19 protein-coding genes are annotated in these 26050 nt (G+C 64.1%); 12 read left to right on the top strand and 7 right to left on the bottom strand.

Annotated elements, in window-relative coordinates; all coding sequences use genetic code 11:
- The first annotated feature begins 35 nt into the window (after positions 1 to 35).
- From B3H47_RS12760 to B3H47_RS12775, 4 genes are read left to right on the top strand one after another with little or no spacing between them, the layout of a single operon-like run.
- On the top strand, positions 36 to 914 hold the full coding sequence (locus B3H47_RS12760) for a YicC/YloC family endoribonuclease (RefSeq protein WP_232054205.1): 879 nt from the start codon (positions 36 to 38) through the stop codon (positions 912 to 914).
- Positions 915 to 927: 13 nt separating this feature from the next.
- The gene (gene gmk, locus B3H47_RS12765) at positions 928 to 1554 is read left to right on the top strand and encodes a guanylate kinase (RefSeq protein ID WP_013107046.1); all 627 of its coding nucleotides are present in this window, start codon (positions 928 to 930) and stop codon (positions 1552 to 1554) included.
- Positions 1555 to 1571: 17 nt separating this feature from the next.
- Entirely contained in the window at positions 1572 to 1775 is a 204-nt protein-coding gene (gene rpoZ / locus B3H47_RS12770) for a DNA-directed RNA polymerase subunit omega (RefSeq protein WP_013107045.1), read from the top strand.
- A 7-nt stretch (positions 1776 to 1782) separates the two neighbouring features.
- Complete coding sequence (locus B3H47_RS12775; protein ID WP_013107044.1) at positions 1783 to 4158, top strand: RelA/SpoT family protein; 2376 nt, start codon at positions 1783 to 1785, stop codon at positions 4156 to 4158.
- 25 nt (positions 4159 to 4183) lie between these two features.
- Here the strand turns inward: B3H47_RS12775 and greB are convergent, their stop codons facing one another.
- Genes greB through recC form a run of 4 tightly spaced genes read right to left on the bottom strand, consistent with a single transcriptional unit; the run spans position 4184 to position 13945 of the window.
- Positions 4184 to 4750 carry a transcription elongation factor GreB gene (gene greB / locus B3H47_RS12780; RefSeq protein ID WP_013107043.1) on the bottom strand — a complete coding sequence of 189 codons (567 nt, stop codon included), beginning with the start codon at positions 4748 to 4750 and terminating at the stop codon, positions 4184 to 4186.
- On the bottom strand, positions 4747 to 6822 hold the full coding sequence (gene recD / locus B3H47_RS12785) for an exodeoxyribonuclease V subunit alpha (RefSeq protein WP_286987364.1): 2076 nt from the start codon (positions 6820 to 6822) through the stop codon (positions 4747 to 4749). The genes greB and recD overlap by 4 nt, the downstream gene beginning before the upstream one ends.
- On the bottom strand, positions 6819 to 10427 hold the full coding sequence (gene recB / locus B3H47_RS12790) for an exodeoxyribonuclease V subunit beta (protein ID WP_286987366.1): 3609 nt from the start codon (positions 10425 to 10427) through the stop codon (positions 6819 to 6821). The genes recD and recB overlap by 4 nt, the downstream gene beginning before the upstream one ends.
- Positions 10424 to 13945, bottom strand: a complete 3522-nt coding sequence (recC, locus tag B3H47_RS12795; RefSeq protein WP_286987369.1) for an exodeoxyribonuclease V subunit gamma — start codon at positions 13943 to 13945, stop codon at positions 10424 to 10426. Before recC ends, recB begins: the two co-directional genes overlap by 4 nt.
- Before the next feature lie 298 nt (positions 13946 to 14243).
- Between recC and B3H47_RS12800 the strand changes: the two genes are divergently transcribed.
- From B3H47_RS12800 to B3H47_RS12810, 3 genes are read left to right on the top strand one after another with little or no spacing between them, the layout of a single operon-like run.
- Complete coding sequence (locus tag B3H47_RS12800) at positions 14244 to 15293, top strand: tyrosine-type recombinase/integrase (RefSeq protein WP_286987376.1); 1050 nt, start codon at positions 14244 to 14246, stop codon at positions 15291 to 15293.
- An 8-nt stretch (positions 15294 to 15301) separates the two neighbouring features.
- The gene (locus B3H47_RS12805; RefSeq protein ID WP_286987378.1) at positions 15302 to 15547 is read left to right on the top strand and encodes a DUF4258 domain-containing protein; all 246 of its coding nucleotides are present in this window, start codon (positions 15302 to 15304) and stop codon (positions 15545 to 15547) included.
- Positions 15544 to 15756, top strand: a complete 213-nt coding sequence (locus tag B3H47_RS12810; RefSeq protein ID WP_286987380.1) for a DUF2283 domain-containing protein — start codon at positions 15544 to 15546, stop codon at positions 15754 to 15756. Before B3H47_RS12805 ends, B3H47_RS12810 begins: the two co-directional genes overlap by 4 nt.
- A gap of 605 nt (positions 15757 to 16361) precedes the next feature.
- Here the strand turns inward: B3H47_RS12810 and B3H47_RS12815 are convergent.
- Positions 16362 to 17405 (bottom strand): IS630 family transposase, encoded by a 1044-nt coding sequence (locus tag B3H47_RS12815; protein WP_286987381.1) that lies wholly within the window; start codon positions 17403 to 17405, stop codon positions 16362 to 16364.
- A gap of 70 nt (positions 17406 to 17475) precedes the next feature.
- Here B3H47_RS12815 and B3H47_RS12820 point away from each other — a divergent pair, with 70 nt between their 5' ends.
- The 5 genes from B3H47_RS12820 (at position 17476) to B3H47_RS12840 (ending at position 24727) form a co-directional block, all read left to right on the top strand.
- On the top strand, positions 17476 to 17871 hold the full coding sequence (locus tag B3H47_RS12820) for an ArsR/SmtB family transcription factor (RefSeq protein WP_286987382.1): 396 nt from the start codon (positions 17476 to 17478) through the stop codon (positions 17869 to 17871).
- Between the two features lie 76 nt (positions 17872 to 17947).
- Positions 17948 to 19441 (top strand): TolC family protein, encoded by a 1494-nt coding sequence (locus B3H47_RS12825; protein ID WP_286987383.1) that lies wholly within the window; start codon positions 17948 to 17950, stop codon positions 19439 to 19441.
- On the top strand, positions 19441 to 20520 hold the full coding sequence (locus B3H47_RS12830; protein WP_286987385.1) for a hypothetical protein: 1080 nt from the start codon (positions 19441 to 19443) through the stop codon (positions 20518 to 20520). Before B3H47_RS12825 ends, B3H47_RS12830 begins: the two co-directional genes overlap by 1 nt.
- A gap of 33 nt (positions 20521 to 20553) precedes the next feature.
- Complete coding sequence (locus B3H47_RS12835) at positions 20554 to 23664, top strand: efflux RND transporter permease subunit (protein ID WP_286987387.1); 3111 nt, start codon at positions 20554 to 20556, stop codon at positions 23662 to 23664.
- A 70-nt stretch (positions 23665 to 23734) separates the two neighbouring features.
- Entirely contained in the window at positions 23735 to 24727 is a 993-nt protein-coding gene (locus tag B3H47_RS12840; protein WP_286987389.1) for a permease, read from the top strand.
- A gap of 107 nt (positions 24728 to 24834) precedes the next feature.
- On the opposite strand, the gene B3H47_RS12845 is transcribed toward B3H47_RS12840, so the two are convergent.
- Together B3H47_RS12845 and B3H47_RS12850 are read right to left on the bottom strand one after the other, a co-directional pair.
- A complete protein-coding gene (locus tag B3H47_RS12845; RefSeq protein ID WP_286987391.1) occupies positions 24835 to 25443 on the bottom strand; it encodes a TlpA family protein disulfide reductase in 609 nt (202 codons plus the stop codon).
- Positions 25373 to 25807: a hypothetical protein gene (locus B3H47_RS12850; RefSeq protein ID WP_286987393.1), complete on the bottom strand. Its 435-nt coding sequence runs from the start codon at positions 25805 to 25807 to the stop codon at positions 25373 to 25375. Before B3H47_RS12850 ends, B3H47_RS12845 begins: the two co-directional genes overlap by 71 nt.
- Between the last annotated feature and the right edge of the window lie 243 nt (positions 25808 to 26050).

The raw sequence follows: 26050 nt of genomic DNA on the forward strand, positions 1-26050 counted from the left end.
GCGCAAAGGGGATGCGATTGAAGCCAATTTATAGCATGACCGGCTACGGCCAAAATAGTGCACAACTCTCGAGCGGAGCCAAGATCCATATCGAGTTGCGCTCGGTCAACAGCCGCTTTCTCGACATCGCCTTCCGGCTGCCCGAAGAACTGCGGGGTGCGGAAGCCGCCATGCGGCAATCCATCACCCAGACGCTGCGCCGCGGCAAGATCGACTGCCGCGCGGTTTTCGAAGCGCCGCAAAGCGCGCCCGCCATGCCCGACGCCAGCGCCGCCGCGCCGCTGTTGGCCTTCGATACCGCCTTGCGCGCCCTGGCGCCACACCTCGCGCCGCTCTCGGTCGGTGAAGTGCTGCGCTTCATCGGCAGCGCGCAGGAAGATCATGCCGACGCCGCCGAAATCGCGCAGGTCGCCAGCCTGGCCATCCAGCAGGCCCTGACCGCGCTGGTCGCGGCGCGCGCGCTCGAAGGCGACCGTCTGCGCACTCTGTTGCTCGATCGCATCGAACAGATCGGTCGACATGCCGCCCGGGCGCGCGAAATCGTGCCCCTCGCGGTGGAGCGCCAGCAAGCGCGGTTCACCGCCCGCTGGGAAGAAGCGCTGGCGGCTTTGACGGGCGCCGAGACCAGCGTCGAAACGCTCAACGACCGTCGCCTGCAGGAAGCCGCCAGTTTTGCCATTCGCATCGACGTGGCCGAAGAGCTCGACCGCCTTCAGGCCCACCTGCAAACCCTGCGCGATCTGCTCGCCCAGGGCGGCGAGTTGGGCAAGCGGCTGGACTTTCTCATCCAGGAGCTGCACAGGGAGGCCAACACACTGGGCTCCAAATCCGCCGCGCTCGAACTCAGCGAAATTGCGCTCGAACTCAAGGTCCTGATCGAGCAGATGCGCGAGCAGGTGCAGAACATCGAATAAATCAGGCTGCCACGTGTCCTCCCAGTTTCCCGGAAACCTGTTTGTCGTCGCCGCCCCCAGTGGGGCGGGCAAGTCCAGCCTCGTCAACGCCTTGCTCGCGGAAGACTCGGGCATTCAGCTCTCGGTGTCTTGCACCACGCGCGCGCCGCGAGGCGCCGAGGTCGATGGCGTGCATTACGTCTTCATCGACAACCCCGAATTTCAGCGCCGCATCGACGCAGGCGAATTTCTCGAATGGGCCGAGGTGCACGGCAACCGCTACGGCACCTCCAAGCGCTGGCTGGAAAGCCGCATGGCCGACGGCATGGACGTGCTGCTCGAAATCGACTGGCAGGGCGCGGCGCAGGTGCGCAAGCAATTCGACAACGCGGTGAGCATCTTCATCCTGCCGCCCTCGTTCGAGGAACTGCGGCAACGGCTCACCCGCCGCGCGGAAGACGCGCCCGAGGTCATCGAGCAGCGTCTGCGTGAAGCCCGCATCGAGTTGGCGCAGGCGAAGAACTTCGACTTTATAATTGTGAATCAAGACTTTACGCACGCCTTGCGCGATCTCAAGCAAGTCGTCGCCGCGCAGCGGCTACGCTATGCCGCGCAACGCCTTTCCCATCCCGAGGTTTTTCGCGCCCTCGGCATCCTTTGAACTGGAACTCTGACATCATGGCTCGCATTACTGTTGAAGACTGCCTGGAAAAAATCCCCAACCGCTTCCAGCTCGTGTTGGCCGCCACTTACCGCGCCCGCATGCTGGAGCAAGGTCATTCTCCCAAGCTGGAATCGAAAGACAAACCCGCCGTCACCGCCCTGCGCGAAATCGCCGCGGGCCTGACCGGTATTGAGATGCTCAAAAAAGTACCCACCTGATTTCAACATGCCCAGCAGCCACACCGCCACGCCCGATCCGAAAGCCTCGGTCACGGATCTGGCTGTGCCTGCTGCGGATCAGGTTGCCACAATCAAGCGACCGCGCGCGCGGTCTAAAAATGCCACGGCCGAGCCCGAGCCTGCGGCGATCGCGACTGGCGATGAGTCGGCTGCAACCCGGCACGTCTGCGTGAGTCTGGCCAGTCTGCTCGACAAACTTCAGGCCTACCTCCCCGAAGCCGATCTGCAAAGAATCCGCGAGGCTTACCGCTTCGCCGATGCGGCGCATCTCGGGCAATACCGCGCCAGCGGCGAGCCCTACATTTCTCATCCCGTGGCGGTTGCCGAGCTCTGCGCCGACTGGAAGCTCGACACCCAGGCCATCATGGCCGCGCTGCTTCACGACACCGCCGAAGACAAGGGGATCACCCAGGCCGAACTCATCGAGCATTTCGGCAGCACCGTGGCCGATCTGGTGGATGGGCTGACCAAGCTCGACAAACTGCAGTTCTCCAACCGCGAGGAAAACCAGTCGGAGAGCTTTCGCAAAATGCTGCTGGCGATGGCGCGCGACATTCGCGTCATCCTCGTCAAGCTCGCCGATCGTCTCCACAATATGCGCACTCTGGGGGCGATGGCCGCGAGCAAGCGCGTGCGCATTTCGCGCGAGACGATGGACATCTATGCGCCCATCGCGCACCGTCTCGGGCTCAATCTCGTTTACCGCGAACTTCAGGATCTCGGCTTTGCCAACAGCCACCCCAACCGCTACGCCGTGCTGTCGCGCGCCGTGCTGGCTGCGCGTGGCAATCGGCACGGTTTGGTGGAAAAGATTCTGGCGGCTGCGCAGGCGGCACTGAACGAGGCGCAAGTGCCCTCGCAGTTGTTCGGCCGCGAAAAAACGCTGTATTCCATCTACCGCAAGATGCGCAGCAAGCATCTGAGCTTTGCGCATATTCAAGACATTTTCGGCTTTCGCGTGCTGGTGCCCGATGTGCTCGACTGTTACCGGGCGCTGGGCGTGCTTCACAGTCTGTACAAGCCCATGCCGGGCAAGTTCGAGGACTACATCGCCATCCCCAAGGCCAATGGTTACCAGTCGCTGCACACCACGCTGATCGGGCCGAACGGCAATCCCGTCGAATTTCAGATCCGCACCGAGGCGATGCACCGCATTGCCGAGAGCGGGGTGGCGGCCCATTGGCTCTACAAAACACCGGAAGACAAGCCGACCCCGCAGCAGGCGCAAACCAATGCCTGGCTGCAATCGCTGCTGGACATCCAGACCGAGAACCGCGACTGGGCCGACTTTCTCGAAACCGTCAAGGTCGATCTGGCGCCCGACGCGGTCTATGTGTTCACGCCCAAGTCGCGCATTCTGGCGCTGCCGCGCGGCGCCACACCGGTCGATTTTGCCTATGCCATTCACACCAATCTGGGCGACCAGACGGTGGCGGCCAAGGTGAACAACGCGCTCGTGCCTTTGCGCACCGAGTTGCGCAGCGGCGATGTGGTGGAAATCATCACCGCGCCGGCCTCGCGCCCCAATCCGAGCTGGCTGAGCTTTGTGCGCACCGGGCGGGCGCGTTCCAAAATTCGGCACGCGCTGCGCACCACGCAGCAGGCCGAGTCGGTCGAATTGGGCCGTCGTCTGTTGCAAAGCGCGCTGCGGCACGAGCATCTCGATCTGCTCACGCTCGACGACGCCGTGTGGGACAAACTGCTGCGCTGGACGGGCTTCAAGTCGCGCGACGATCTGTACGCCGACATCGGCCTGGGCAAGCGCGTGGCCGACATTCTGGCCAAGCGCGTGGTGGCGCTCGTCTCCCCGCAGGACGCGCTGTCCGCGCCCTTGCTCGACACCATCGAGCGTCTGGAAAGCCGTGCCACCCACGACGCCCAGACCTCGTTGCAGCTTGACGGCAGCGAAGGCATCTCGGTGCGCTACGCCACCTGCTGCCGTCCCATTCCGGGCGACGCCATCATCGGCTATCTGGGCAAGGGCGAAGGCCTGATCGTGCATCAGCAAGACTGCGACATCGCACGGCGCCTGTTCCAAAAAGACCCGGACCGCTGGATCGATCTGAGCTGGGCGGAAGAATGCACCCGGCCTTTCGAAACCGGCCTGAGCGTGATCGTGCAAAACACCAAAGGCGTGCTCGCCCGCGTGGCGGCCGCCATCAGCGAGCACGACAGCGACATCGCCCACGTCACCATGGACGAAGACACGCAGCAGGCCACCACCGAGCTGCGCTTCGTCGTGCAGGTGCGCGACCGCAAGCATCTGGCCGATGTGCTGCGCGCCTTGCGTCGCCTGCAATTCGTGGTGCGCGCCAGCCGGGCGAAAAACCGCACCGCGGGTTTGGGCTCAGGCAACTCCTGAGCGCCCCCAAGGCTGGGCGCAGACCTCAGCCGCGAGGCGGGTAGGTCACTTCGAGAATTTCCAGCGTTGCGATACCGCCCGGAGTCGGCAGGCTCACGCTGTCGCCTTCGCGGGCCTTGAGCAGCGCGCGCGCTACCGGCGAAATCCAGCTGATCTTGCCCTGCAGCGGCTCGGTCTCGTCGATGCCGACGATGGTGATGGTGTGCTCCGCCCCCTTGTCGTCGGCGTAGCGCACGGTGGCGCCGAAAAACACCTGATCGTTGCCGTGCTGCAGACTGGCATCGACCACTTCGGCGATGTCCAGCCGCTTGGTGAGAAAGCGGATGCGCCGGTCGATTTCGCGCAGACGCTTTTTACCGTAGATGTAATCGCCGTTTTCCGAGCGATCGCCGTTCTTCGCCGCCCACGACACGGTCTCGACGACCTTCGGGCGCTCATCCTCGACCAACGTCTTGAGTTCGGCGCGCAGCCGGGCATAGCCCTGCGGCGTGAGGTAATTCTTGCCGCCCGGCGGCAGCGGCGGGAGTTGGGCGCCGCCGTCCTCGTCGTCGTCGGCGTCTGAGGTTTGTTCGCGTACAAAGGCTTTGTTCATGTAGGCAGTTTATCGATGCGCGAGAGCAATCCGCTGGCCCGTTGCGTGACGCGCTGGATGCCCTCATGCAGCGTCTGCATGTCTGCGCAGGCCAGGGTGAAAAAGCGGCGCGCGCGCGTGATGCCGGTGTAGATCAGCTCGCGGCTGAGCCCGGCGTGGCGCTCGGGCAGCACCAGCACGGTGTGATCGAACTCCGACCCCTGCGACTGGTGCACCGTCATGGCGAACGCCGTCTGCACATCGGCCAGACGGCTGATGCTGACCGAGCGCAGGCTCTGCCCCTGCAGAAACACCACCCGCAAACCCTGCGTACCCGTCGGCAAGGTGATGCCGACATCGCCGTTGAGCACGCCCAGATCGTGATCGTTGCGCGTGACCATCACCGGGCGACCCGCGTACCACGCGCCGCGACCGTGCAGCAGGCCGAGCGCGTCCAGCCGCGCGGCGATGGCCTCGTTCAGCGCCTGCACGCCCCAAGGCCCTTCGCGCACCGCGCACAGCACGCGGCACTGATCGAAAGCCTGCAGCACGCGCTGCGCCCAGGCGTCCCATTCTGCCTCAGCCGTCGGCCCCTGCCGCAGCAAATCGGCGTAGTGGGCATAGCCCTTGGCGCCATCGCGGCCCTGCACCGCAAGATCGACCAGCGCCGGGGCTGCAACAGGGGCTGAAACCGGGGAGAAAACGGGCGCCAGCAACTGGGGCACGGGCAACAGCCGCACCGCCGCATCGTCGGTCTGCTGCAGCAGCGTCTGCGCCCGCTCGGCGTCGCCCGCGTTCACCGCCTGGGCCAGTTGACCGATGGCGCCGCCGAAGCGATGACTTTTGCGCAGCATCACCACCCGCTGCAACAGCGCGGGGCCGGCGGGGTCGATGAAGGGCTGAGGAATACGGTCGCCGCACAGAGCCTGCAGCGCCTGCGCCGTTTGCGGCGTGTAGCGGCCCTGTTCCGCCCCGGTGCACAGCTCGCCGAGCACCGCACCGGCCTCCACCGAAGCGAGCTGATCCTTGTCGCCCAGCAAAATGAGCCGTGCCGTGGGTGGCAAGGCGTCGAGCAGCGCGGCCATCATTTCCAGATGGATCATGGACGCCTCATCGACCAGCAGCACATCCACCTCCAAGGGCTGCGCGGCGTTGCGGGCGAAGCGGCGGGTATCGGGCCGCGCGCCGAGCAGGCTGTGCAGGGTGCGTGCAGGGCCGAGGCGCTGCGACAGTTCGGCCACGCCGGGGAGGGCGGCGAGCTTGACGAGCTCGCGGTCGATGGACTGCTTGAGCCGGGCTGCGGCCTTGCCCGTGGGGGCCGCCAGCGCCACGCGCAGCGCGCCGGGTTGGGATCTCAAAGCCCACAGCAAAGCCAGCAGCCGCGCCGCGGTATGTGTTTTTCCGGTGCCGGGGCCGCCGGTGAGCAGGGTGAAACGTCCGCGTAGCGCCAGCGCGCACGCCAGTTTCTGCCAGTCCACTTCCGTATCGTCGGCAAGCGGGAAAAGCTGTGCAAGCAGGGCTGCAGCGGCGGGTGCATCGACCTCGGCTTCAGGCTGCAGACGCTGGTGAATCCGCGCGGCCACGGTGTTCTCGTCTCGCCAGTAGCGGCGCAGATACAGCCGCTCTGCCTCCATCGCCCCCAGGGTCGTGCTAGGCCCGCCCCGCCCCCCGAGGGGGTCAAGGGAACTTGGGGCGGCCCTGCGTTCCCTTGAGAATATCAGCGGCGCGCCGTTGTCCGGCTCGCCCTCGCAGTAAACGGCCGGGCACTCGCGCAGCAGGCGCTCGCCGTCGTCGGGCCAGTGCACATCGGGCGACAGGGCAGGCGCGCCCGCCGTGGCGGCGCGCTCTTTCAAGGCGATGAGGTGTTGCGGCAATTCGCCCAGCAGCACGCAGGTATGACCGCGCCCCTCCAGATCGGCGAGCAGCGCCACGGCTACCGCCAGTTCTGGCGGCATTTGCGGGCAGAGTTCAGCCAGGAAGCGGGCCAGCGCAGCGTCCAGCCGCCGCAGCACGCCTTGCTCTGCCCAGTCGTGCAGTACGTCGAGAACGCGCTGGGTCGGCGCATTCGGGGTGTTGGTCGGGGCGGGCCTCATGCGAGCTCCTCGCGCTGGGCAAAGAGGGCGTCGAGCGCGTCGAGCAAGACCCCGTCGGGCGGAATGTGCACGCAGCCCGACTGCGGCCCGCGAACCCCGCGCAGAAACAGATCAATCGCGCCGCCAAGCTGCGTCTGCGGGTCGTAGGCCGTGCGCAGCCGGGCCCGCAGCAGGCGATGCAAGGCCAGCATGTAGAGCGCGCATTGCACGTCATAGCGGTGTTCGAGCACGGCGGCCTCCAGCGCCTGTTGCGTATAGTCGGCGTCGTCCGTGCCGAGGACATTGCTCTTGTAGTCGAGCACCCAGTAACGGCCCGCGTGGTGGAACACCAGATCGGCGAAACCCATCACCATGCCGTGCAGGGTGCGTTCGGTCAGCTCAGGGCGGGCGCGGCCCGGCAGGATGTGCCGCTGGCACAGGGCGTCGATCTCGGCCGCGCGAGCACGATCGACCGGCAGCCAGAATTCCATCTCCGCCAGTAGCGTGTCGATCTCGGGCAGCGCCGCGCCCAGCGGCGGCAAGGGCGTGACCAGCACTTCGCTCAACCACTCCAGCAAATCGGCCGAACGCGGCGCATCCCAACCCTGCCGGGCGCAGCGTTGCAACAGGCTGTCCTGCGTTTGTTGGGCTGACAGGGCAAAGCCGTTCTCGCCCAGCCAGGCCAGTTGTTCATGCACGAACTTGCCCACCAGCGCGCCGCGCGGAAAGCGATGGCGCGCGGCAGACGGCTGGAGAGTTGCAGGTGAGGGCTGTTCCATGCTCGGTTCGGTCGCCCACAGTTCGTCTTGCAGGGCCGCTTGCAAGGCGGGTTGCTGGGTCGAGCGAGGGGTGAGATCGCGCACCAGCGCGGAGAAGCTGCCGATGCTCCAGTTGCGCTCGAACTGGGCGTGATAGTTGGGCGGCTCGATCAAGGCCGGGGCGGGGTGGGCAGCCTGCAAGCGCTGAAGCTCGGCCTCCTGCGCCGCATCGACGATCTGCACCGCCGGGCTGTCGCCAAAAGTCTCGCGCAGCAGGCCGGGAATGTCAGCGCCCGCGCGCGGCGCATCGCCTCCCAGCAGATAGCCGATGGCGCTGCGATGCAGCATGCAGACCGACCCTTTGCCGACTTTCAGCGCGGCGATGCCGACCCACAGCGCATGCCGCGCGCGGGTCAGCGCCACATAGAGCAACCGCAGGTCTTCGCGCAGGCGCTCGCGGTCGTCGGCGCCGTCCTTCGCCTCTTTGAACGCGGTGGCAAACGGCAAAAACACCAGCGGATATTCCAGCCCCTTGGACTTGTGGATGGTGACCACGCGCACCAGATCGGCCTCGCTTTCCAGCCGCACCACCTGTTCTTCGGTGGACTGGCCCGCCATTTGCTCCTGCAGCCAGCGAATCAGCGCCTGCTCGCCGTCGAGCGCGCCGCTGGCGGTCTGCAGCAGTTCGGCCAGATGCAGCACATTGGTCAGGCGGCGCTCGCCGTCTTCCTCGCTCAACCAGCGGGCAGGCAGATCGAGCCGGTGCAGCGTCTGGCGCAGCATGGGCAACACCCCTTGACGCAGCCAGATGGCCTGCAGCTCGGCCAACAAAGCCAGCCGGTTTTCGAACACGTCGTCATCGGTAGCCAGCGCGGCCAGCTCGGCTATCGTTGCCCCCAGTGTCGGGGCGGCGAATGCGGCGCGGGCCAGACGCCCGTCGCGCGGCGCGGCCACGGCACGCAGCCAGCGCAGCAGGTCGGCGGCTTCCGGTGAGGCAAACACCGAATCGCGATCCGACAGATAAACCGAAGCCACGCCCCGGCGCTGAAGCGCGCGGCGCATGGCGCGAGCCTCTTCGCCATCGCGCACCAGCACGGCGATGTCAGACTGGCGCAGACGCGCAAAGCCCCCGTCGGCCTGACGGAAGCCGGCCTGCGGATCGTTGAGCAGACTGACGATGCGCGCAGCCGCATGCGCGGCAAACCGCTCGCGGGCATCGCGCTTGGATTCCAGCTCTTGATGCACGGCGCAGGTCAGCGCAAACACCTGCCCTTCGGAGCAAATCAATTGCTCGGCCCGCCCGCGCGCACCGACCGCGATGAAGGGCACGGGGTTGTCCGCATCAGGCGCGTCATCGTCCCGGTACAGAAAAGCGCCCGCGCCCGCGGACTGTTCGCGCCGCTCGAACAGTTGGTTGACGCTGTGCACCACCTCCGCGGTCGAGCGGTAGTTGGTCTGCAGCGCTGAGTGCCGCCCCTGCGTAGCCTGCCGCGCGCGCAGATAGCTGGCGATATCCGCGCCGCGAAAAGCGTAGATCGACTGCTTGGGATCGCCGATGAGCAGCACGGCGCTGTGCGTGGTCTGCGCCGTGGTGATGCCGTAGAGGCGATTGAACACGCTGAACTGCAGCGCCGAGGTGTCCTGAAATTCGTCGATGAGCGCAACGGGATATTGCTCCAGAATGCGCGCGCGCAGCCGCTCGCCCTGCGGCCCGGCCAGCGCCGTATGGAGACGTTCGAGCTGGTCGTGAAAGCTGAATTGGCCGCTGGCCGCCTTGAGTACCCGCAGCCGAGCATCGACCTGAGCGGCCGCATAGGTCTGCAGCTCGGGAACGAGGTCCGCCAGATCGGCCAGCGCCGCGCGCAGCGTCTCGACCTCGTTGAACACCGCTGGCGGCTCCACCTGCTTGCCCTGGTTGCAGCCAGCGCGCAAGCCGTCGGGCGTGAGCTTGGCCCAAGCTTTATCGTCGAGACCGGGCTGCTGCTGCGCGGGGTCATCCAGCCAGGCTTGCAGCGCGTCAAACCAGCCGCAAACGCTTTTCAAACCATATTTGTTCTTGCTCAGCGGGTTGACCTCGGACTGCACCAGCGCGCACAGCCATTGCCGCATGCTCGCGACACGCTCGGCCCATTGCGCCTTGAGCGTGCTCACCTGCGCCTGCTGCGGCTCGCCCAGCCGCTGCCAGAGGTCGAGCAGCGAGTCGTCCTTGTCAGCGACCGGCGGCGCCCCGGCCTGGGCTGCGCGTAGCCGCGATTTCACTTCACCCTCCAGCGCGCCGACGTCCGGCCACACCTGGAGCACACCGTCCAGCGCCGCGCCAGAAAGCGGATAGACCTGCTGCCGCCAGAAGTCGTGCACGGCCTGCGTGGTGAGTTCGCCTTCGTCGGCCAGCAGGTCTTCGTCGAAGGAATGACCGCTGTCGAAGGCGTGTTCGCGCAGCATGCGCTGGCACCAGGCATCGATGGTGAACACGGCCGCGTCATCCATCGCCTGCGCCGCCATCGCCAGGCGCCAGGCGGCGGTCTGCCGCACACTTCCCGGCGGATAGCTGTCCAGCAGGCGCAGCAGAAATTCATCGTCCGCCTTGGGTGCGAGGGCGCCCTGAAAGCACTGCGCCGCCTCCACCAGACGCGCCCGTATGCGCTCGGCCAGTTCGCGCGTGGCGGCGCGGGTGAAGGTCATCACCAGAATCTGCTCGGGGCTGAGCGGGCGGGCAAACGCGCTGGCTTCGTCGCCGTGGCCCAGCACCAGGCGCAGGTAGAGCGCAGCGATGGTCCAGGTCTTACCGGTGCCCGCGCTGGCTTCGATCAGGCGGCTGCCCTGCAGGGGCAAGGTCAGGGCATCGAGGGGTTCCGGGATGGCAGTCATGCGGCTTCTTTCGTGCCCGCAGCGGGCGTCTGGCCGTGGCGGATGACAACGGCCTGCGCCGCCCAGTCTGCCAAGGGCCGGAACAGCTTGGCTAGGTAAGTCTCGAAGCGCCCATCGGCGCTCAGGCTGGCAAAGTCGGGGAAGGTGCGGGCGAGGCAGGGCTCCTCGACTTCACCCGAAGTGGAATAGCCGCCCTCATAGACCTCTTGCCCCTTGCCATTTTTCAGCTCGGCCAAGGCGGTGCGGGCGGTGAACGGCAGCGGGCGGCGCATGCCCTCTTGCCAGGCGGCCAGCAGAGTGTGAAGGTGATCTCTGGCCTCAGCCGGGGGCAGCGGCTTCAGTTCCACCCGCGCATCGACGCCGATGAGCACGCCCTGCACCGCATGACCGCAGGCGCTGGCCGCCAACTGCCGCACCCAGGCGTCGATCAGCTTTTCAGCGCGCGCCTGCGCTTTGCCATCGCTCAGTCTCGAAGCGCTGAGCTGCATCCAGATCGGGCTTTGGCCGCCTGTGCGCAGGCCGTCGAGCCAGTCGTCCAACCGCAGGTCTTGGTGCTCGACGATCAACGCCCGCTTGTCCACCACCTGCGGATAGGCCCGCGCCAGGTCGGACCAACTGCGCAAAAGCGGCAACGCCTCTTGCTCCAGACCTTGCGCCACTCTGCTGCCCAGCGCCCGCATGGGCAACGCCCCGCTGCCCTGCAACTGGCGCACCCGGCGCGCGACGGCCGCCTCGATGCCTTCATTCACGGCGGCCTGCGGATCGTCGATCAATTGGCTGAGCAGGCTGTGACGGTCGAGCCCGTCGAGCGCGAAGACCTCGTCGTCGTCCTGCGTCTGCAGTTCATCGAACACCACGTCGAGCCGGGTGCGGAAAAACGCCTTGACCGGATTTTTCAGAAAGCGGGCCAGTTGCTGCAGACTCAGCGGTTCGGTGAGCGGCTCGAACGGCATCGGCCCATTTCCGTTCCCGGTCCCGTTCTCGGCCACGCCGCCATGCGCCTGCCGCCACTCGCGGGCATAGGTGAACAGCGCGGCGTCGCCCTCGAAGTAGCGGCGGCTGAAGGGTTGCAGGGGATGGACGGTGGTGCGCTGCGCGAGCAGATCGCCCTGTCCTTCGCCCTGCCAACCCGCGGCGAGGTAGTCGCGCAACTGAGCCACCAGCACCGACGGCGGCTGCTCGGTGTTGTCGCGCGGGCTACGCCCGGCCCAGCTCACATAGAGCATGCGCCGCGCCGACAGCAGCGCTTCGAGCATGAGGTAGCGATCGTCTTCGCGCCGGGCACGATCTCCGGGCCGGTATTGCCCGGGCTGATGCAGCAGATCGAAGTCGCTGCGCGGGCTGCGGCGCGGGTAGTCGCCCTCGTTCATGCCCAGCAGGCAGACGACTTCGAAGGGAATGGCGCGCAGCGGCATCAGGGTGCAGAAGGTCACCCCACCGGCGAGAAAGCGCCCGCCGCCCGCGGCCTCGTCCAGCCCGCTCAGCCAGCTCTCGCGCAGCACCTGCAGCGGCACGGCTTCGTCGAACCGCGCGGCGGCGCAATGGTCGAGCCAGGTGGAGAGCGCATCGTCGAGGCGGGCGCGGGTTTCGCGCTCGCGCAGGTCTTGTGGCAGGCTAATGGCGTCGAGCAGATCGCGTGCGTGCTGCGCCCACTGGCCCGGCGTGGCGTTTTGCAGGGCCGTACGCCACCAGGCTTGCAGCACGTCGAGCAAATCGGCCAGCGGGCCAACGAGGGCGGCATCCAGCCCGCCGATTTCGTCAAAGGGCACGATGTTCTCAAAGCCGTCTTCGCCCGCCCCGGCATAGCCCAGCAGCATGCGGCGCAGGCCGAAGCGCCAGCTGTTTTGCTCGCCGCAGGCGCCCAGGCCGAGATGGGCGCGATGGTCGCTGTCCAACCCCCAGCGCACGCCCGCGCCGGCGATCCATTGCGTCAGCCTTGGCCGGTCTTCGGGCCTCAGGCCGAAGCGCCGGGCAATGGCCGGCACATCGAGCAAGGCGCTGATGTCGGAGGCCAGAATGCGCTCTTGCGGCAGGCGCAGCAACCAGTCCAGCGCGAGCAGCAGCGGTTCGGTCGCCCGCGCCGACAGGTCGGCGATGTCGAAGGGAATGAAGCGCGCATCCCCCGGCGGATACTGGCCGAACACCGCCCGGATGGCCGGGGCGAACGGGGCGATGTCGGGCGTCATCACCACGATGTCGCGCGGCCGCAGCGGGCGCCCGCCGCCGGGCTGCGCCAGCAGATGCAGCAACTGGTCGTGGAGGATTTCGACTTCGCGCTGCGCGCTATGGCCGATGTGAAACACCACCGAACGATCCGCTGCGGAAATGGGCTTGCGCGGATGTTCGGGCAAGGGCAGCAGATCGCGGATGGCGGCCTGCATCTGTTCGAGCAGCGTGCCACCGGGCGCGTCGTCGAACAGGTCGTGCCGCGGCAGGCCGGGCCTGTCTGCCGCGTTCGCCTGCTCGTCGAAGGCGTCGAGCTGGCGCATGAAATCGCGGCCCTGCCGCCCCCAGGCCGCCAGTAGCGGGTGAGCGTGGGCGTGCATGGCCTCAAGACTGACCTGCGCCAGGTCGCCCGCCCGCAGCGGCCTGCGAGCCGGTGCCGCGCGCAGCAGCTCGCGGCCCTCGATGATGTCGGCCCAGTGATAACGGCAGGGATTGGGCAGCGCGATCAGCACCTGCACATACCGCGACAGCGCCACCAGGGCATCGAGCACCACGGCAGGCAGATGCGAAGCGCCAAACAGCACCACCCGGCGCGGCAGCGCGGGTCGGGTCGGGTCTGCTGCGCTTTCGGCGGTATGCAGCGCCTGCAGCATGGCGCGCTGCACCTGCGCACGGGTGGATTGACGCTCCGCTTCGCTCAGCTCGGCCAGAACCCGGCGCCACAGCCAGGCCTGCCAGCGTTGATCTTCGGGCAAGGGCGTCGCGCGCCCGAGCGCGTCGATGAGCACATCGCGGCCCTGTGCCCAGGCGTCGAGCCAGTCGTCGCGGTAGATCTGATACTGGTCGTAGAGGTCGGCCAGACGCTGCGCCAGCTGCAGGCGGCGCAGCAGGTCTTGACCCTGCAGATATTGCAACAGTGGCGCGCAAACGTCCGCATCGAGCGTGCCGCCCTCAAGGAAACGCTGGGCCGCCCCAAGTTTCCTTGACTCCCACGGGGGGCGGGCCGGGTGTAGCTCGGCCATGGGGGCACCCAAAAGCCGCATCAGGCGCCAGGTCAGCAGCGGCTTGTCCAGCGGCGATTGCGACGGCGTGGCCGCACGCCCCAGCACCTGCCGATAGGTGCGCCACAGAAACCGTCCGGGCAGTTCCACCCGCGTAGCGGCGCAAATGCCGCCCTGCGCGGCCAGCGCCATCTTCAGCCACTCCGCAGCGCCATTGCTCTGCACCAGAATGACCTCTTCCTCCAGCGGCGCCAGCGGCTGCTGCGCCAGCCATTCCAGCAGGGCATCGCGCAGCAATTCCAGGCGATTGCCCTGCAGAATGAACAAGCCGGGGTGGATATCGTCGGTCATGGGCAGAGAGAACAGGAGCAGGTCATACGGCCGTTATTGTGGACTCTTCACCCTGCTCACTTTTTACCAGTGATGCTCAGTCGCCATGCCGCATCTCCTTCGCTGACCGAGCGACGCAAAAAACAAAACGCCTGAACCAGGACTGGTTCAGGCGTTCGGCTTTTAACTGGTGCGCCCGGCAGGATTCGAACCCACGACCCCTTGGTTCGTAGCCAGAAATACAATAGGCTTGTAAACCGCATGAATGCTGCTTTTCTCGTGCATTCATTGTGTATTTAGGGGAATCCAGGGGGAATGCATGGCGCACATTGAACAACGCAAAAATGGGTGGAGAGCGCAAATTCGTAGGCGCGGGATGCCCTCGCTTAGCCGGACCTTTGAGCTCAAGGCCCACGCCGAGGCATGGGCGCGTGAGATTGAACGCGAAGCGCAACGTGGCAACATCGCGGCGCTGAACGATCAGGCGCAGCGCGTGACTGTAGCGGAGCTGTGCCAACGCTACCGGGTATCGGTCCTGCCGACGCTGCGCGATTCGTCCAGGCCAACCCTGCTGCGAAATATCGAGTCGCGCTTCGGAGCATTTTTCCTGGGCAACATCCGCAGCATCGATGTCGCCGCCTGGCGCGATGATCTGATCGGCGACGGCTACGCCCCAAAGTCGGCCAAACATCACTTGGTCGCCCTGTCCTCTCTGTTCGCATTCGCCGAGCGCGAACTATCGATTCCGCTGCCCGCCGGGAACCCTGTGCGCACGGTGCGCAAGCCTGCCGAGCCGAAGGCGCGGGATCGGCGTTTGCGGCCAGGAGAACTCGATTACTTGCTCAAGGGGGCTGATCAAGGTCGTGCAGTTGGCCTGCGCCAGATCATCATGCTGGCGGTGGAGACAAGCATGCGCATGGGCGAATTGCTCGGCCTGGAATGGGATCGGATCGATCTGCTGCGGCGCACAGCGCACCTGATCGACACCAAGAACGGAGAAAGTCGCACCGTAGCCCTCTCAAGTGCGGCCATTGAGGCACTGCAAAGCCTGCCGCGTCGGATTGACGGAAAAGTCTTCTCTTGGAAATCGAACAAGGAAAACGGCAGCTTTGAAAAGCTCTGGCAGCGTTGTAAGGCCCGGGGCCTAGCCGCGTATCAAGCCGACTGCGCAAGAGCCGCCAAGAAGCCTGATCCAACGTTCTTGGCCGATCTGCACTTTCATGACCTGCGCCATGAGGCCACGTCGCGCCTGTTCGAGAAGGGTCTGGGGGTCATGGAGGTGGCCAGCATGACGGGGCACAAGTCCCTGTCCATGCTCAAGCGGTACACCCATATCGAAGCGGAAAAGCTGGCGCGGAAATTGGGGTAATCTTCGCCATGGACTACGTGTTGACCCAGCATGCGCGCGATGCCCTGGCGAAACGTCAAATTCGTGAAGAGTGGGTGGACATTGCCATGCGAAACCCGACCTGGACCGAGATGGATGCCATTGATCCCCTGCTGGAACATCGCCTTGCCCCCATCAGCGAGTTTGGCAACCGCGTCTTGCGCGTCATCGTCAACGCGCAGACTAAACCCTGGCGCATCGTCACCGCCTATTTTGATCGCAGGAGAACGGCATGAAACTCAAAGTCGATGAACAAGCCGATGCGCTCTATCTGAGCCTTGGCGAAGCACCCGCTGCGCAGTCCGATGAGGTCGCGCCTGGGATCATCGTGGACTATGACGCAGAAGGCCGAGCGGTGGGGATCGAGTTCCTGCATCTGTCCAAACGTGCCGCGCCGATTGACCTGCGCCAACTCCTGTTCGAGTCCGTGCCAATGGCGGCATAGCCACTGGTCAGTGACTTCGCCCGGTCTGATCAAGCCATTCAAGCCGCACTTGGGCCCTCTTCGATTGCCCCAGCCCAGCGCAGGGCCTAGGATGCCCTGCGGACTCCGGCGCACAAACGCCGTCGTTCTGATCCAAAGCCGCCACCGGTGCCAACAGTCGGCCGCCCTATGCGAATCACCTGGATGTGGCGCAGTCGGCGCCCCGAGACCGGTTGTCGGCCTTATGTGGAGCTCCACATAAGGCCCGAGCTGCAGACTCAGAGCATCAATGTCGCGTAATCGGCCAGTGCCGACATTGGGGTGGCGCATGGCAACGGCCGCAATGCCCCACGGTGCTGACGTCGGTGGCGGCGGGCAGGTCAGCGTCTGGTTCCGGCGATGACGAAATTGCGCAATCGACCCCAACCCGCCGTTCGTATTGCCGGGGTTCCAATGGCCGGTTCCAGAGTTGAGCAGTCTTACAGAGCGCAACTACCCGCAGACAGCACGTCAGCCTTACCAGACGTCCGAACTGCGCGATTCACGGCCCCATTTGGACATCCGCTTGCCGGTCAACCACCAGCCTTCGATGCTGCATTTCGACATACAGATTATTAACCCGGCCCTTAAATACAATCCGCATAGCGCGCCAGCGGATGGCGGAAATAGCTGCGGACATGATCGGGCGCTTGTTGCAGTTTCTGCATGAAGCGCAGGGCTTTGGCCTTGAGGTCGTCAACCGTCTTTGCCACTGGGCCTGAGCGCAGGGCTGTCTTGAAGTCGCGATTGAGATATTCGTCTGGATTGGACTCTGGCGCGTAGGGTGGCAGGTAGACCAGTTCGATGCGATCCTCCTTGTCTGCAAGCCACTGGCGCACGGCTTTGGCATGGTGCACGCGCAGGTTGTCGACGATGAGGATGATTTTGGCCGTGGCCTGCGCCAGGAGCTTGTCGAGAAAAGCGATGAAGCGCGCCGTGTCGATGGAACCCTCGACAATCTCAAAGACCACCTCGCCGCGTGCCGAGATGGCCGAGATCATCGACAGCTTGTTCCAGCGCGCAGGCAGTGTCAGCACCGGGGTGCGGCCTGCCGGAGCGAAGCCACGCGCCCAGTTGGCGTCGTCCTTGACCGCGGTCTCATCGGCCCAAAGAATGTGTGCGCCTTCGGCCTTGGCGCGCGCGGCAATCTGGGGATAGTCCTGGCGCAGCCAGGCAGCCACGCGCACGGGGTCTTGTTCCAGCGCGCGCTTGACGGGGCGCTGCGGGGTGAAGCCCCAGCGCTTGAGGTATTTGCCCATGAGGCGCTCGGAAATCTCCAGACCGAACTGCTCGGCCAGAAGCGCACGAATGGCCGGGCGACTCCACAGAGCAAAGGGCAGCTTCATCTGCTCCGGGGTGTGCTCGACGATGTGCTGACGGATCCACATCTCTTGCGCCAGGCTGAGTTTGCGGCATGCGCCCACCGGACGACCGCGACGCTTCTCCTGCAAAGCGCCTTCACCCTGCCGACGGGCAAGGGCCAGCCACTTCTTGATGGTGCTGGGATGCACCCCGGCCACAACGGCGAGTTGATCTGCGGTCATGCGCGATTGCTTGCGCAGCCGCAACACCATCTGCCGCAACATCGCCCGACTCTCCACACTGAGCTTGCGCGCATCGATCTTGTCCATGCGGACAATTTAGCAAAATGTCGTGTGTTTAGGGGCCGGGTTAATAATGGTCAACTGGTGAGCTTTTGACGTGACAGTTCCTATGTGTTTCTATATGCATATGTCAAAAGCAGCCCAATTCTTCAAACTCTTCGCCGATCCAACGCGCTACCGGATTCTCCACTTGTTAACGCTGGATGAATGTTGCGTGTGTGAACTCGTGGATGCGGTGCAAACCCAGCAGTACACAGTCTCACGCCATCTTGCTGGATTGCGCAAGGGGGGATGGGTGGTGGAAAGGCGTGATGGAACCTGGATCTACTACCGCCTCGCCCCCGAGCATGCCGGCCTGATCAAGTCAGTGCTGCAAACCGTCCAAGCGCATGGCCTGGACTTGCCGTTGCTCACTGAGGATGCCGCGCGACTTCAAACGCGGTTAGAGCTGCGAACAGAAGGACGCTGTACGTTGGGCTACGGCATCGCGTAACCCTTTTTTACTCCTATATATGCGTACAAGTCCATATACGCGTTTAGCATGCATGACCGCTGATTCAATCAACCCCATGCTCTCCATGCGTACCACGGTAGGTGGCCATTTCCCCAGATTCACCAGAGTATCGTCCCGACGTCAGTTTCGGAGCGTGTGGGGTGGCACATTGCTGTTTGCTCTGCTGCTCGGCGGCTGTGCGAGTTACCAACCTCGTCCCCTCATCCCGTCGCGGGAGGCTGCCGCACTCCAAGCACGAGACGTGAATGCAGCGGGATTGCGGGCTTTCCTGGCGGCCCATGGACAAACCGTGACGCCATGGCCACTGCCTACTTGGGATCTGAGCAGCCTGACCCTGCTGGCTCTGTACGACAACCCCCAATTCAAGGTCGCTCGCGCGCAATGGCAACGGGCTCGCGCTGGAACGGAAACAGCAGCGCAGTTGCCCAACCCATCCCTTCACCTTTTCCAGCAACACCACAGCTTGGCTCCGGCAGGCCTCTCGCCTTGGTCCTATGGCCTCGCGCTCGGAATCCCCTTGCAAAGCACAGGGCTGCGTCAAGCGCGTGTCGCCCAGGCTCATGCGCTGGCAGACGCGGCCGATCTCGAACTGGCGGCGGCTGCCTGGCAAATTCGAAGCACAGTCAGGGTGCGATTCGTCGGTCTCGATGCAGCGCGACGGAATGTCGATCTGCTGAAGTCGGAAGTCGCCCTTCGCAAGACAGCGCTGCGATTGCTGCAACGTCAATACGCGCTGGGAGCCATCACCGCCAGCACGCTGACCATGGCCCATATCCAGGAGGAGCGGGCCCAATCGGCGGTGCTGAGCGCGCAAGGTCAAGTTGCCGATCAGCGCGCGGCGCTGGCTGGCATCCTTGGTCTGCCGCTGGACGCTCTGGCCCATCTGCGGCTTGATTTTTCGGGCATTCAAAATCCACCGACGGGCAAGCACTTGCCTTCTCCCGCCGTGCAGCGCGCGGCATTGCTTGACCGCTTGGACATCCGCACTGCACTGGATCAATATTCCGCAGCCGAGGCCGGCTTGCGCCTGGAGATTGCCAAGCAATACCCGCAATTCCAACTCGGTCCGGGCTACGAATGGGACCAAGGCGACCAGCGATGGACATTGGGACTGTCGCTAAGCCTGCCGGTGTTCAATCAAAACCAGGGACAAATTGCCGAGGCCGAAGCGCGTCGCGTCGAAGTGGCTGCCCGCTTCGAGGTTCTGCAGCTTCATGTCCTGACGCAAGTCGAGCGCGGCATGGCCGCCTATCAAAACTCCGTCCAGACCTGGAATGCAACAAACCACATCGTGGCCGTGCAGCAGCAGGAGGCGCAGCAAATCTCCGCCCAGTTCGCGGCCGGCGAGATCGACCGGCTGGCTGTGATTCGCGCACAACTCCAGACGGTTGTTGCAAAGCGGGATCGCCTGACGGCGCAGGTGGAGAGCGAACACGCGCTGGGCAGGCTTGAAGATGCTGTGCAACAGCCCTTGGAAGGCGGCACGCCATTGCCACCCGTCGCCACGCTCGGCCCCCGCCAAGCACCTCACGACAAGCAAGGATCCTGATGAAGAAACAATTGGCTGCGGTCTTTCTAGGCACGCTTTTGGCCCTTGGACTCGGCGTTCGGGCACGCGCTGATCATGATGGCGATCATGACCAGGATGCCAAATCCAAGCCCCAGTCGGCAGGCATACGTCCCAACGCATCCCCCTCCGCGCCACTGATCGGCGCGACTGAGACGCTCGAACTGAGCAAGGCTGCTCAGGCGCTTGCAGGCTTGAAGACGCAGCTTCTGCGGGCGTCCTCCAACATGCCCGAGACGCAGGCCTATGCCACCGTCGTCGACCTGCAGCCGCTGATCGATTGGCGCGGCCGCTATCAGGATGCGCAGGCGCAAATGGCCATCACGCAGTCGGCGGCGACGGCAGCGGCTCAAACGGAACAACGCCTGCGTAGCCTCTACCAGGCCGGACATAACGCGTCACTGCAAGCCGTTCAAGCAGCACAGGCGACCCTGTTAGCAGACCAGGCACGCGCCGAGGCGGCTCAGGCCCATGCGCGCATGCTGCTCGACAGCGCTCGGCAGCAATGGGGTGCGGTTCTGACCCGATGGGCCGCAGCGCCCCACGCCAGCCCATTCGAAGCCCTGGCCCTACGCCAGCAAGTGCTGTTGCGTGTCACTCTGCCTATGGGCTCTGCCATGGACCATCCTCCGGCTCGCATTCAGGTTGCAGGGGCGGATCGTGGTACGCAAGCGAGCGCACTCTTCATTTCGGCGTCGCCGCAGGCCGATGCCTATGTGCAGGGTCCGGTCTATCTTTACCGCACGTCAGCCGGCGCGCTGGCGAGTGGCATGCGCCTCGTGGCCGACTTTCCCAAGGCGGGCGCACCCGCGAGCGGCGTGCTGATTCCAGCTTCCTCGCTGGTCTGGCATGCCGATCAGTCCTGGGTGTTCGTGCAGACCGATGCCACCCATTTCGCCCGAGTCAGGGTTGCGGACCCGGTCGCGGTCCAAGGGGGGTGGTTTGTCCATCAAGGCCTACGCCCGGGTCAGACGATCGTCACCACGGGCGCACAAACGCTGCTTTCCACTCAACTGCTCCCCAAGAGTGGTAGCGGCGCCGGAGACGATGATGATGACTGACGGCACCCAGCGCATCTGCTCCGGGAGGGCGATGTGATCGCATCCATCCTCAGGTTTTCCATCCGGTTTCGCGCGGTCGTGATGGTGTTGGCGATCTTGGGGCTGGCCTACGGCATCGACCAATTGCCGCAAACCCGACTCAATGTCTTTCCGGAGTTTGCGCCTCCACTGGCTGTGGTGCAGACGGAAGCCCCGGGTCTTTCTGCGGAGCAAACTGAAAAGCTCGTCACTCAGCCGATCGAGAACGCGCTCAACGGACTGATCGGGCTTCGAAGTATGCGTTCCCGATCGATCCAGGGCCTTTCCGTCATTACGTTGATGTTTCGGAATGGCACTCCGATCGAACGCGCCCGGCAGTTGGTGGCGGAACAGCTCACGACGGCGGCTACGCATCTGCCGCTGGGCGTGCAGCCACCGCGGCTGACTCCACTGACCTCATCGACGAGCATCGTTTTGGTGACCGGACTGAGTTCGACCGTGCTTACACCGATGCAGTTGCGCACGCTCGCCGATTGGACCGTGCGCCCGGCGCTGATGAGCGTGCCAGGTGTGGCGGACGTCACCGTGTTTGGTGGCGGCATTCGGCAACTACAAATTCAGGTCGATCCGCAACGGCTCGTCCGCTACGGACTCTCTCTGCAGGATGTCTTGCAGGCGGCCCGGCGCGCCACCGGTGTGCGCGGTGCAGGTTTCATCGAGAACCGTAACCAGCGGATTGTTCTTCATACCCAGGGACAGACCACCACTGCGGCGCAGTTGCGTCAGGTGGTGCTGGCCTATCACCATGGTGTTGGCATTGCGCTGGGTGATGTGGCCCAAGTGGTCGATGCTCCCGCGCCGGCCATCGGCGGTGCAACCATCGACGGAAAGCCCGGTGTGGTGCTCGACATCGACGAACAGTATGGCGCCGATACGCTCAAGGTGACCCATGCCATCGATCGGGCCCTGCAACAGTTGCAGCCGTTGCTGAGATCGCAACATGTCATCTTGCATGCCAGCCTTTTTCGGCCAGCCAATTTCATCGACACCGCTATCCATCACCTGCGTACGGCGCTCCTGCTCGGCACGGCCCTGGTCATCGCTGTACTTTTCTTGTTCCTCTTCAACGTCCGTACCGCAGTGATTTCTGTGCTTGCCATCCCTTTCTCCTTGTTGGCGGCCGTCATCGTTTTGCAACATTTGGGGATCGGGCTGAACACCATGACCCTCGGAGGACTTGCCATTGCCCTTGGCGAGGTGGTGGACGATGCCATCGTGGATGTGGAAAACATCTTCAGACGACTTCGAGAAAATCACGATCGACCACAGCCCTTGCCCGCAGCCCGGGTCATCTACGCAGCCTCATTCGAAGTTCGCGGCGCCGTGGTTTACGCCACCTTCATCGTCGCGTTGGTGTTTCTGCCGGTGCTGATGTTGTCGGGTGTAGCCGGGCGACTCTTCGCACCCTTGGGCATCGCCTACATCAGCGCCATCCTGGCATCGCTTGCCGTGGCGCTGACCATCACGCCGGCGCTCGCCAGTGTGCTGTTGACGCACACGACCCTGTCTTCCGAAGACCCGCCCCTGATGCGTTGGCTCAAGAAAAGCTACGCCCCATTCCTGCGCCGCTCACTCAACTGGACCCGCACGACTCTTGTCATCGTTCTCGTGGGAATCACCGCCGCACTTCTGAGCGTGCCGTTCTTTGGGATGGAATTTCTCCCGCCCCTTCGAGAAGGGCACTACATCTTGCACGTGGCATCGGCGCCTGGAACGTCTTTGGCGGAATCCTTGCGTTTGGGCCACCAGTTGTCCTTGGCTCTGGAGAAAATTCCTGGTGTTCGCTCCATCGCGCAGCGCGTGGGCCGGGCCGAGCAGTCCTCCGATACCTTCGACGTCAATGCAGGAGAATTCGAAGTCGATCTCACACCAGGGCTCTCCGGTGCTGAGCAGGCGCGTGTCTTGAACGCCATCCGGCAAGTTCTCAGTCAGTTTCCCGGCATCAATTCGTCAGTCGAAACCTTCCTGGCGGAGCGGATCGAAGAGACCATCTCTGGTCATACGGCCCAGGTCGTTGTCAATATTTTTGGCCATCGCCTTGATGCACTCGATGCGACCGCTCGAGCCGTGGCCCAGGTATTGCGGCACGTGCCTGGGGCGGTCGACGTGCAGGTGCAATCACCGCCCACAGCACCGCAGTTGGCCATCCGGTTGCGCCAATCGAGTCTGACCCGCTGGGGTTTTGCGCCGGTCAATGTACTCGACACCATCCGCACCGCTTACGCCGGGTCAGTCGTTGCGCAGACTTATCAAGGCAACCGCGTGTTCGATGTCACGGTACTGCTCAGCCCGAAAGAGCGGCAGAACCCGCTGCAAATCGGCGGATTGCTGCTCCGCAACCCCGATGGGGTCATGGTTCCATTGCGGGAATTGGCCGCCATCCATGAACGCAGTGAACCCAGCTTGATCGCCCATGATGATGGCAAACGTGTGCAAACGGTGACGGCGAACGTCAAAGGTCGCTCGCTGAGTGCCTTCGTTCAAGACGCGCGAAGACAAGTCGCAGCAGACGTGACGCTTTCCCATGGGGTGTACACCGTGTTTACGGGAGCTGCCGAAGCGCAGGCCCGCGCCCAGCGCGAACTGCTTGTCCATGCCGTGTTGGCCGGCGTTGGGATCGCGTTGCTGTTGTATATGGCTTTGCGTAGCGCCAGATTGCTGTGGATCGTCATGTTCAATTTGCCGTTTGCCCTGGCGGGTGGCGTGCTGGCTGGCTGGATCACGGGCGGAGTGCTGTCACTCGGGGCGCTGGTCGGTTTCGTGACGCTGTTCGGCATCACACTCAGGAATTCACTGATGTTGATGTCTCGCTATCGGGATCTGGTCATGGGTGAAGGCATTGCCTGGGGGCCGGAGGCCGCATTGCGTGGAGCGACCGAACGCCTGGCTCCCATCTTGATGACCGCCCTGGTGACGGCTCTCGGGTTGCTTCCCCTGGCGCTCACGAGCGGTGCGCCAGGCAACGAGATTGAAGGCCCTATGGCCATCGTGATTCTGGGGGGGCTCATCACGTCGACAATCCTGAATCTTCTGGTGCTGCCAAGTCTGGCCTTGCGGTTCGCGCGCTTCGAGAGGAACGCAATCACGGATGACAGCGCATTCTGATGGAACTGCACACGCCGTTCTGCAAGATTCCCCAGATGCCAACCCATATCCCTGCTGATTAGGATCTGTTGTGAACCCACTGTGGACCTTATTTCTACGCACGGCGCTCGACTATGCAGTCGAGTTCGCAGAAGTCGCTGTTTTTGGTTTTCTGGTGGCGGGTTTGATCCAGCAGTTTGTGCGCGCTCAGGCCCTGCAGCGGTTGGTCAGCGGCGGCGTCGTACGCGCCAATCTGGTGGGATCCGTGATTGGGTTTGTCACGCCTTTATGCTGCTGCACGGCCATTCCGACGGCCATGAGTTTGTACCGGCAGACTCGTCGCGCCGGCCCTGCCTGCGCTTTCCTTATCGCGACCCCCTGGTTCAATTGGTATGGCTTGAGCGCGCTGATCATATTTCTGGGGCCTCGTATCGGGGTTGCAGTTGCCTGCGCCGCCGTAATCACCGGGTGGCTCACCGGGATGCTGATTGATGTGATGTCGAGACAATCCATCCCAGGCACAGAAGTATGGACTGCATCCAGCGTCTCAGCCCAGCCAGGGGCGATGGCCACTTGTGTGAAGGATGCGCAATCTGGTCCCATGATCTCCTGCGGTTGCGACGATGGCGAATCGATCGCCGTGCAAGACTCGGCCTGGTTTGACTTCAGTGAACCCAAACAGAAGGTGCGCGCGGCATTGCGCACCGCCATTGCGCTCTTCCGCGAGTTGGCACCCTGGATTGTTGCTGGCATCTTGGTCGGAGCTCTGGCCAAAGTGTTCTTGCCGGCTGCCTGGGTCAGCCACTACGCCGGAGCCAAAGGTATGGTTGGGGTCGGCATGGCTCTCTTGTTCGCAGGGATTGTGTACACGGACAGCCTCGGATCGCTACCGTTTGTCCATTCGCTGCTGCAAAAAGGCATGGGTCCCGGCAACGCCATGATCCTGCTCGTCGCTGGGGTGGGCAGCAATCTTTCGACCCTGGGACCCGTTACGCGCACCATGGGGCGTCGCAGCGCGCTGATCTACGCGCTAGGCGTACTCATCGTCACAGGGCTCTTGGGACTGGCTCTCAATCGGCTTTAGCCACGGCCAGCACTTCGATGGGCCTGGTTTCGAGTACCAGGGTCCGAGCTGTCCATGGATGCGCCTTTGATGTCTGCGCGAGCATGGGCAGTCGGATTCAGAAGCACTCATCGCATCAACGCTTCAATGACACGCCGAATCTCGGGATTGGTGTAATCGCGCCCGCCCACGGCCTGCCGCACGATGAATCCCTGCTTGTCGATCAGATAAGTCGTCGGGATGCCCATCACGCCGAAGGCATGGGCCGCCTCACTCTTCGCATCCAACAGCACCGGAAACGTCGGTGAGGGGTCGAGTTGGCCCATGTAGGCGAACACCTGGCTGACGGACTCGCCCTGGTCCAGCGCCAGCACCTCGAAGGGTCGTCCCTTCATCGACAGGTAGAGCTTTTCGATGGACGGCATTTCCTGTCTGCAGGGCGGGCACCAGGTCGCCCAGAAATTGACCAGCACCACCTTGCCGCGGTACTCCGCCAAGGTGTGCGTCTTGCCGTTGATGTCCTGCAGACTGAACGCCGGCGCCAAGCGTGCAGGATGCACCACGGCCATGGCGTGGTCCTGCACCGGATCGGCGGCCTGTGCACTGCGGCCTGCGCTCAGCGCCAATAGGCCTGCGCCACCCAACCAGGACAGAGCCCTGCGGCGTTCATGGTTGATCATGCCCGTTTGCTGCTGCGCATTGAGGGCCGGCCAATGTGGCTTGGTGTTGTGTTCCATGCTCTCTCCAGGAGTAAATGAGTTTGAACTGCGCGCCACGCGGCAAATCCACGGTGGTGAAACCCTGCGCCCAATCCCCCGGTTGCAGGGTTTGCTGCGGGGGCAGGATCGACCAATCCGAGCTCACGCCCGTCGGTTTCCAGCGGGCCAGCCATTGGGTCTTGGTGATCAAGGGGTGTTGTTGGCCATCGGGCGTGACGGCGCGCCAAGCGGTCACGTCATAGGTGATAGGAACCTTGGCTTGGTTATGGATCGAGGTGCCGAACACACACACCTGAGCGATGGCTGCAATCGCTTGGGGCGGGTAGCCCATGTTGTCGTAAAACGCCCGCACATTGTCCGGACTGAGTTGCATCAGCTCCAAGGTGAAACCGTGCTTGAGATTCGACCATGCTGACGTTGCCGCGTGGGGTGCAGGTGCAAGGGTTGCAGCAGGGCTGGCATGCGCGGCAGCGAGCAAGCTGCCAGACAGGAGCGCAGCAAGGAGAGGCAGGCGCACATCACACATGAATCAGCATCCTATGGATCGTTGAAGAGGGTTGAGGTCGAGGTCGCTGAGAATGCGCCTGCATCACATTGATTGGCCTAGGAGGCTGTCGGACTTTCC

The organism is Thiomonas sp. UBA7699 (genome assembly GCF_002482605.1).
In the GTDB taxonomy this organism is placed as follows: Bacteria; Pseudomonadota; Gammaproteobacteria; order Burkholderiales; family Burkholderiaceae_C; genus Thiomonas; species Thiomonas arsenitoxydans.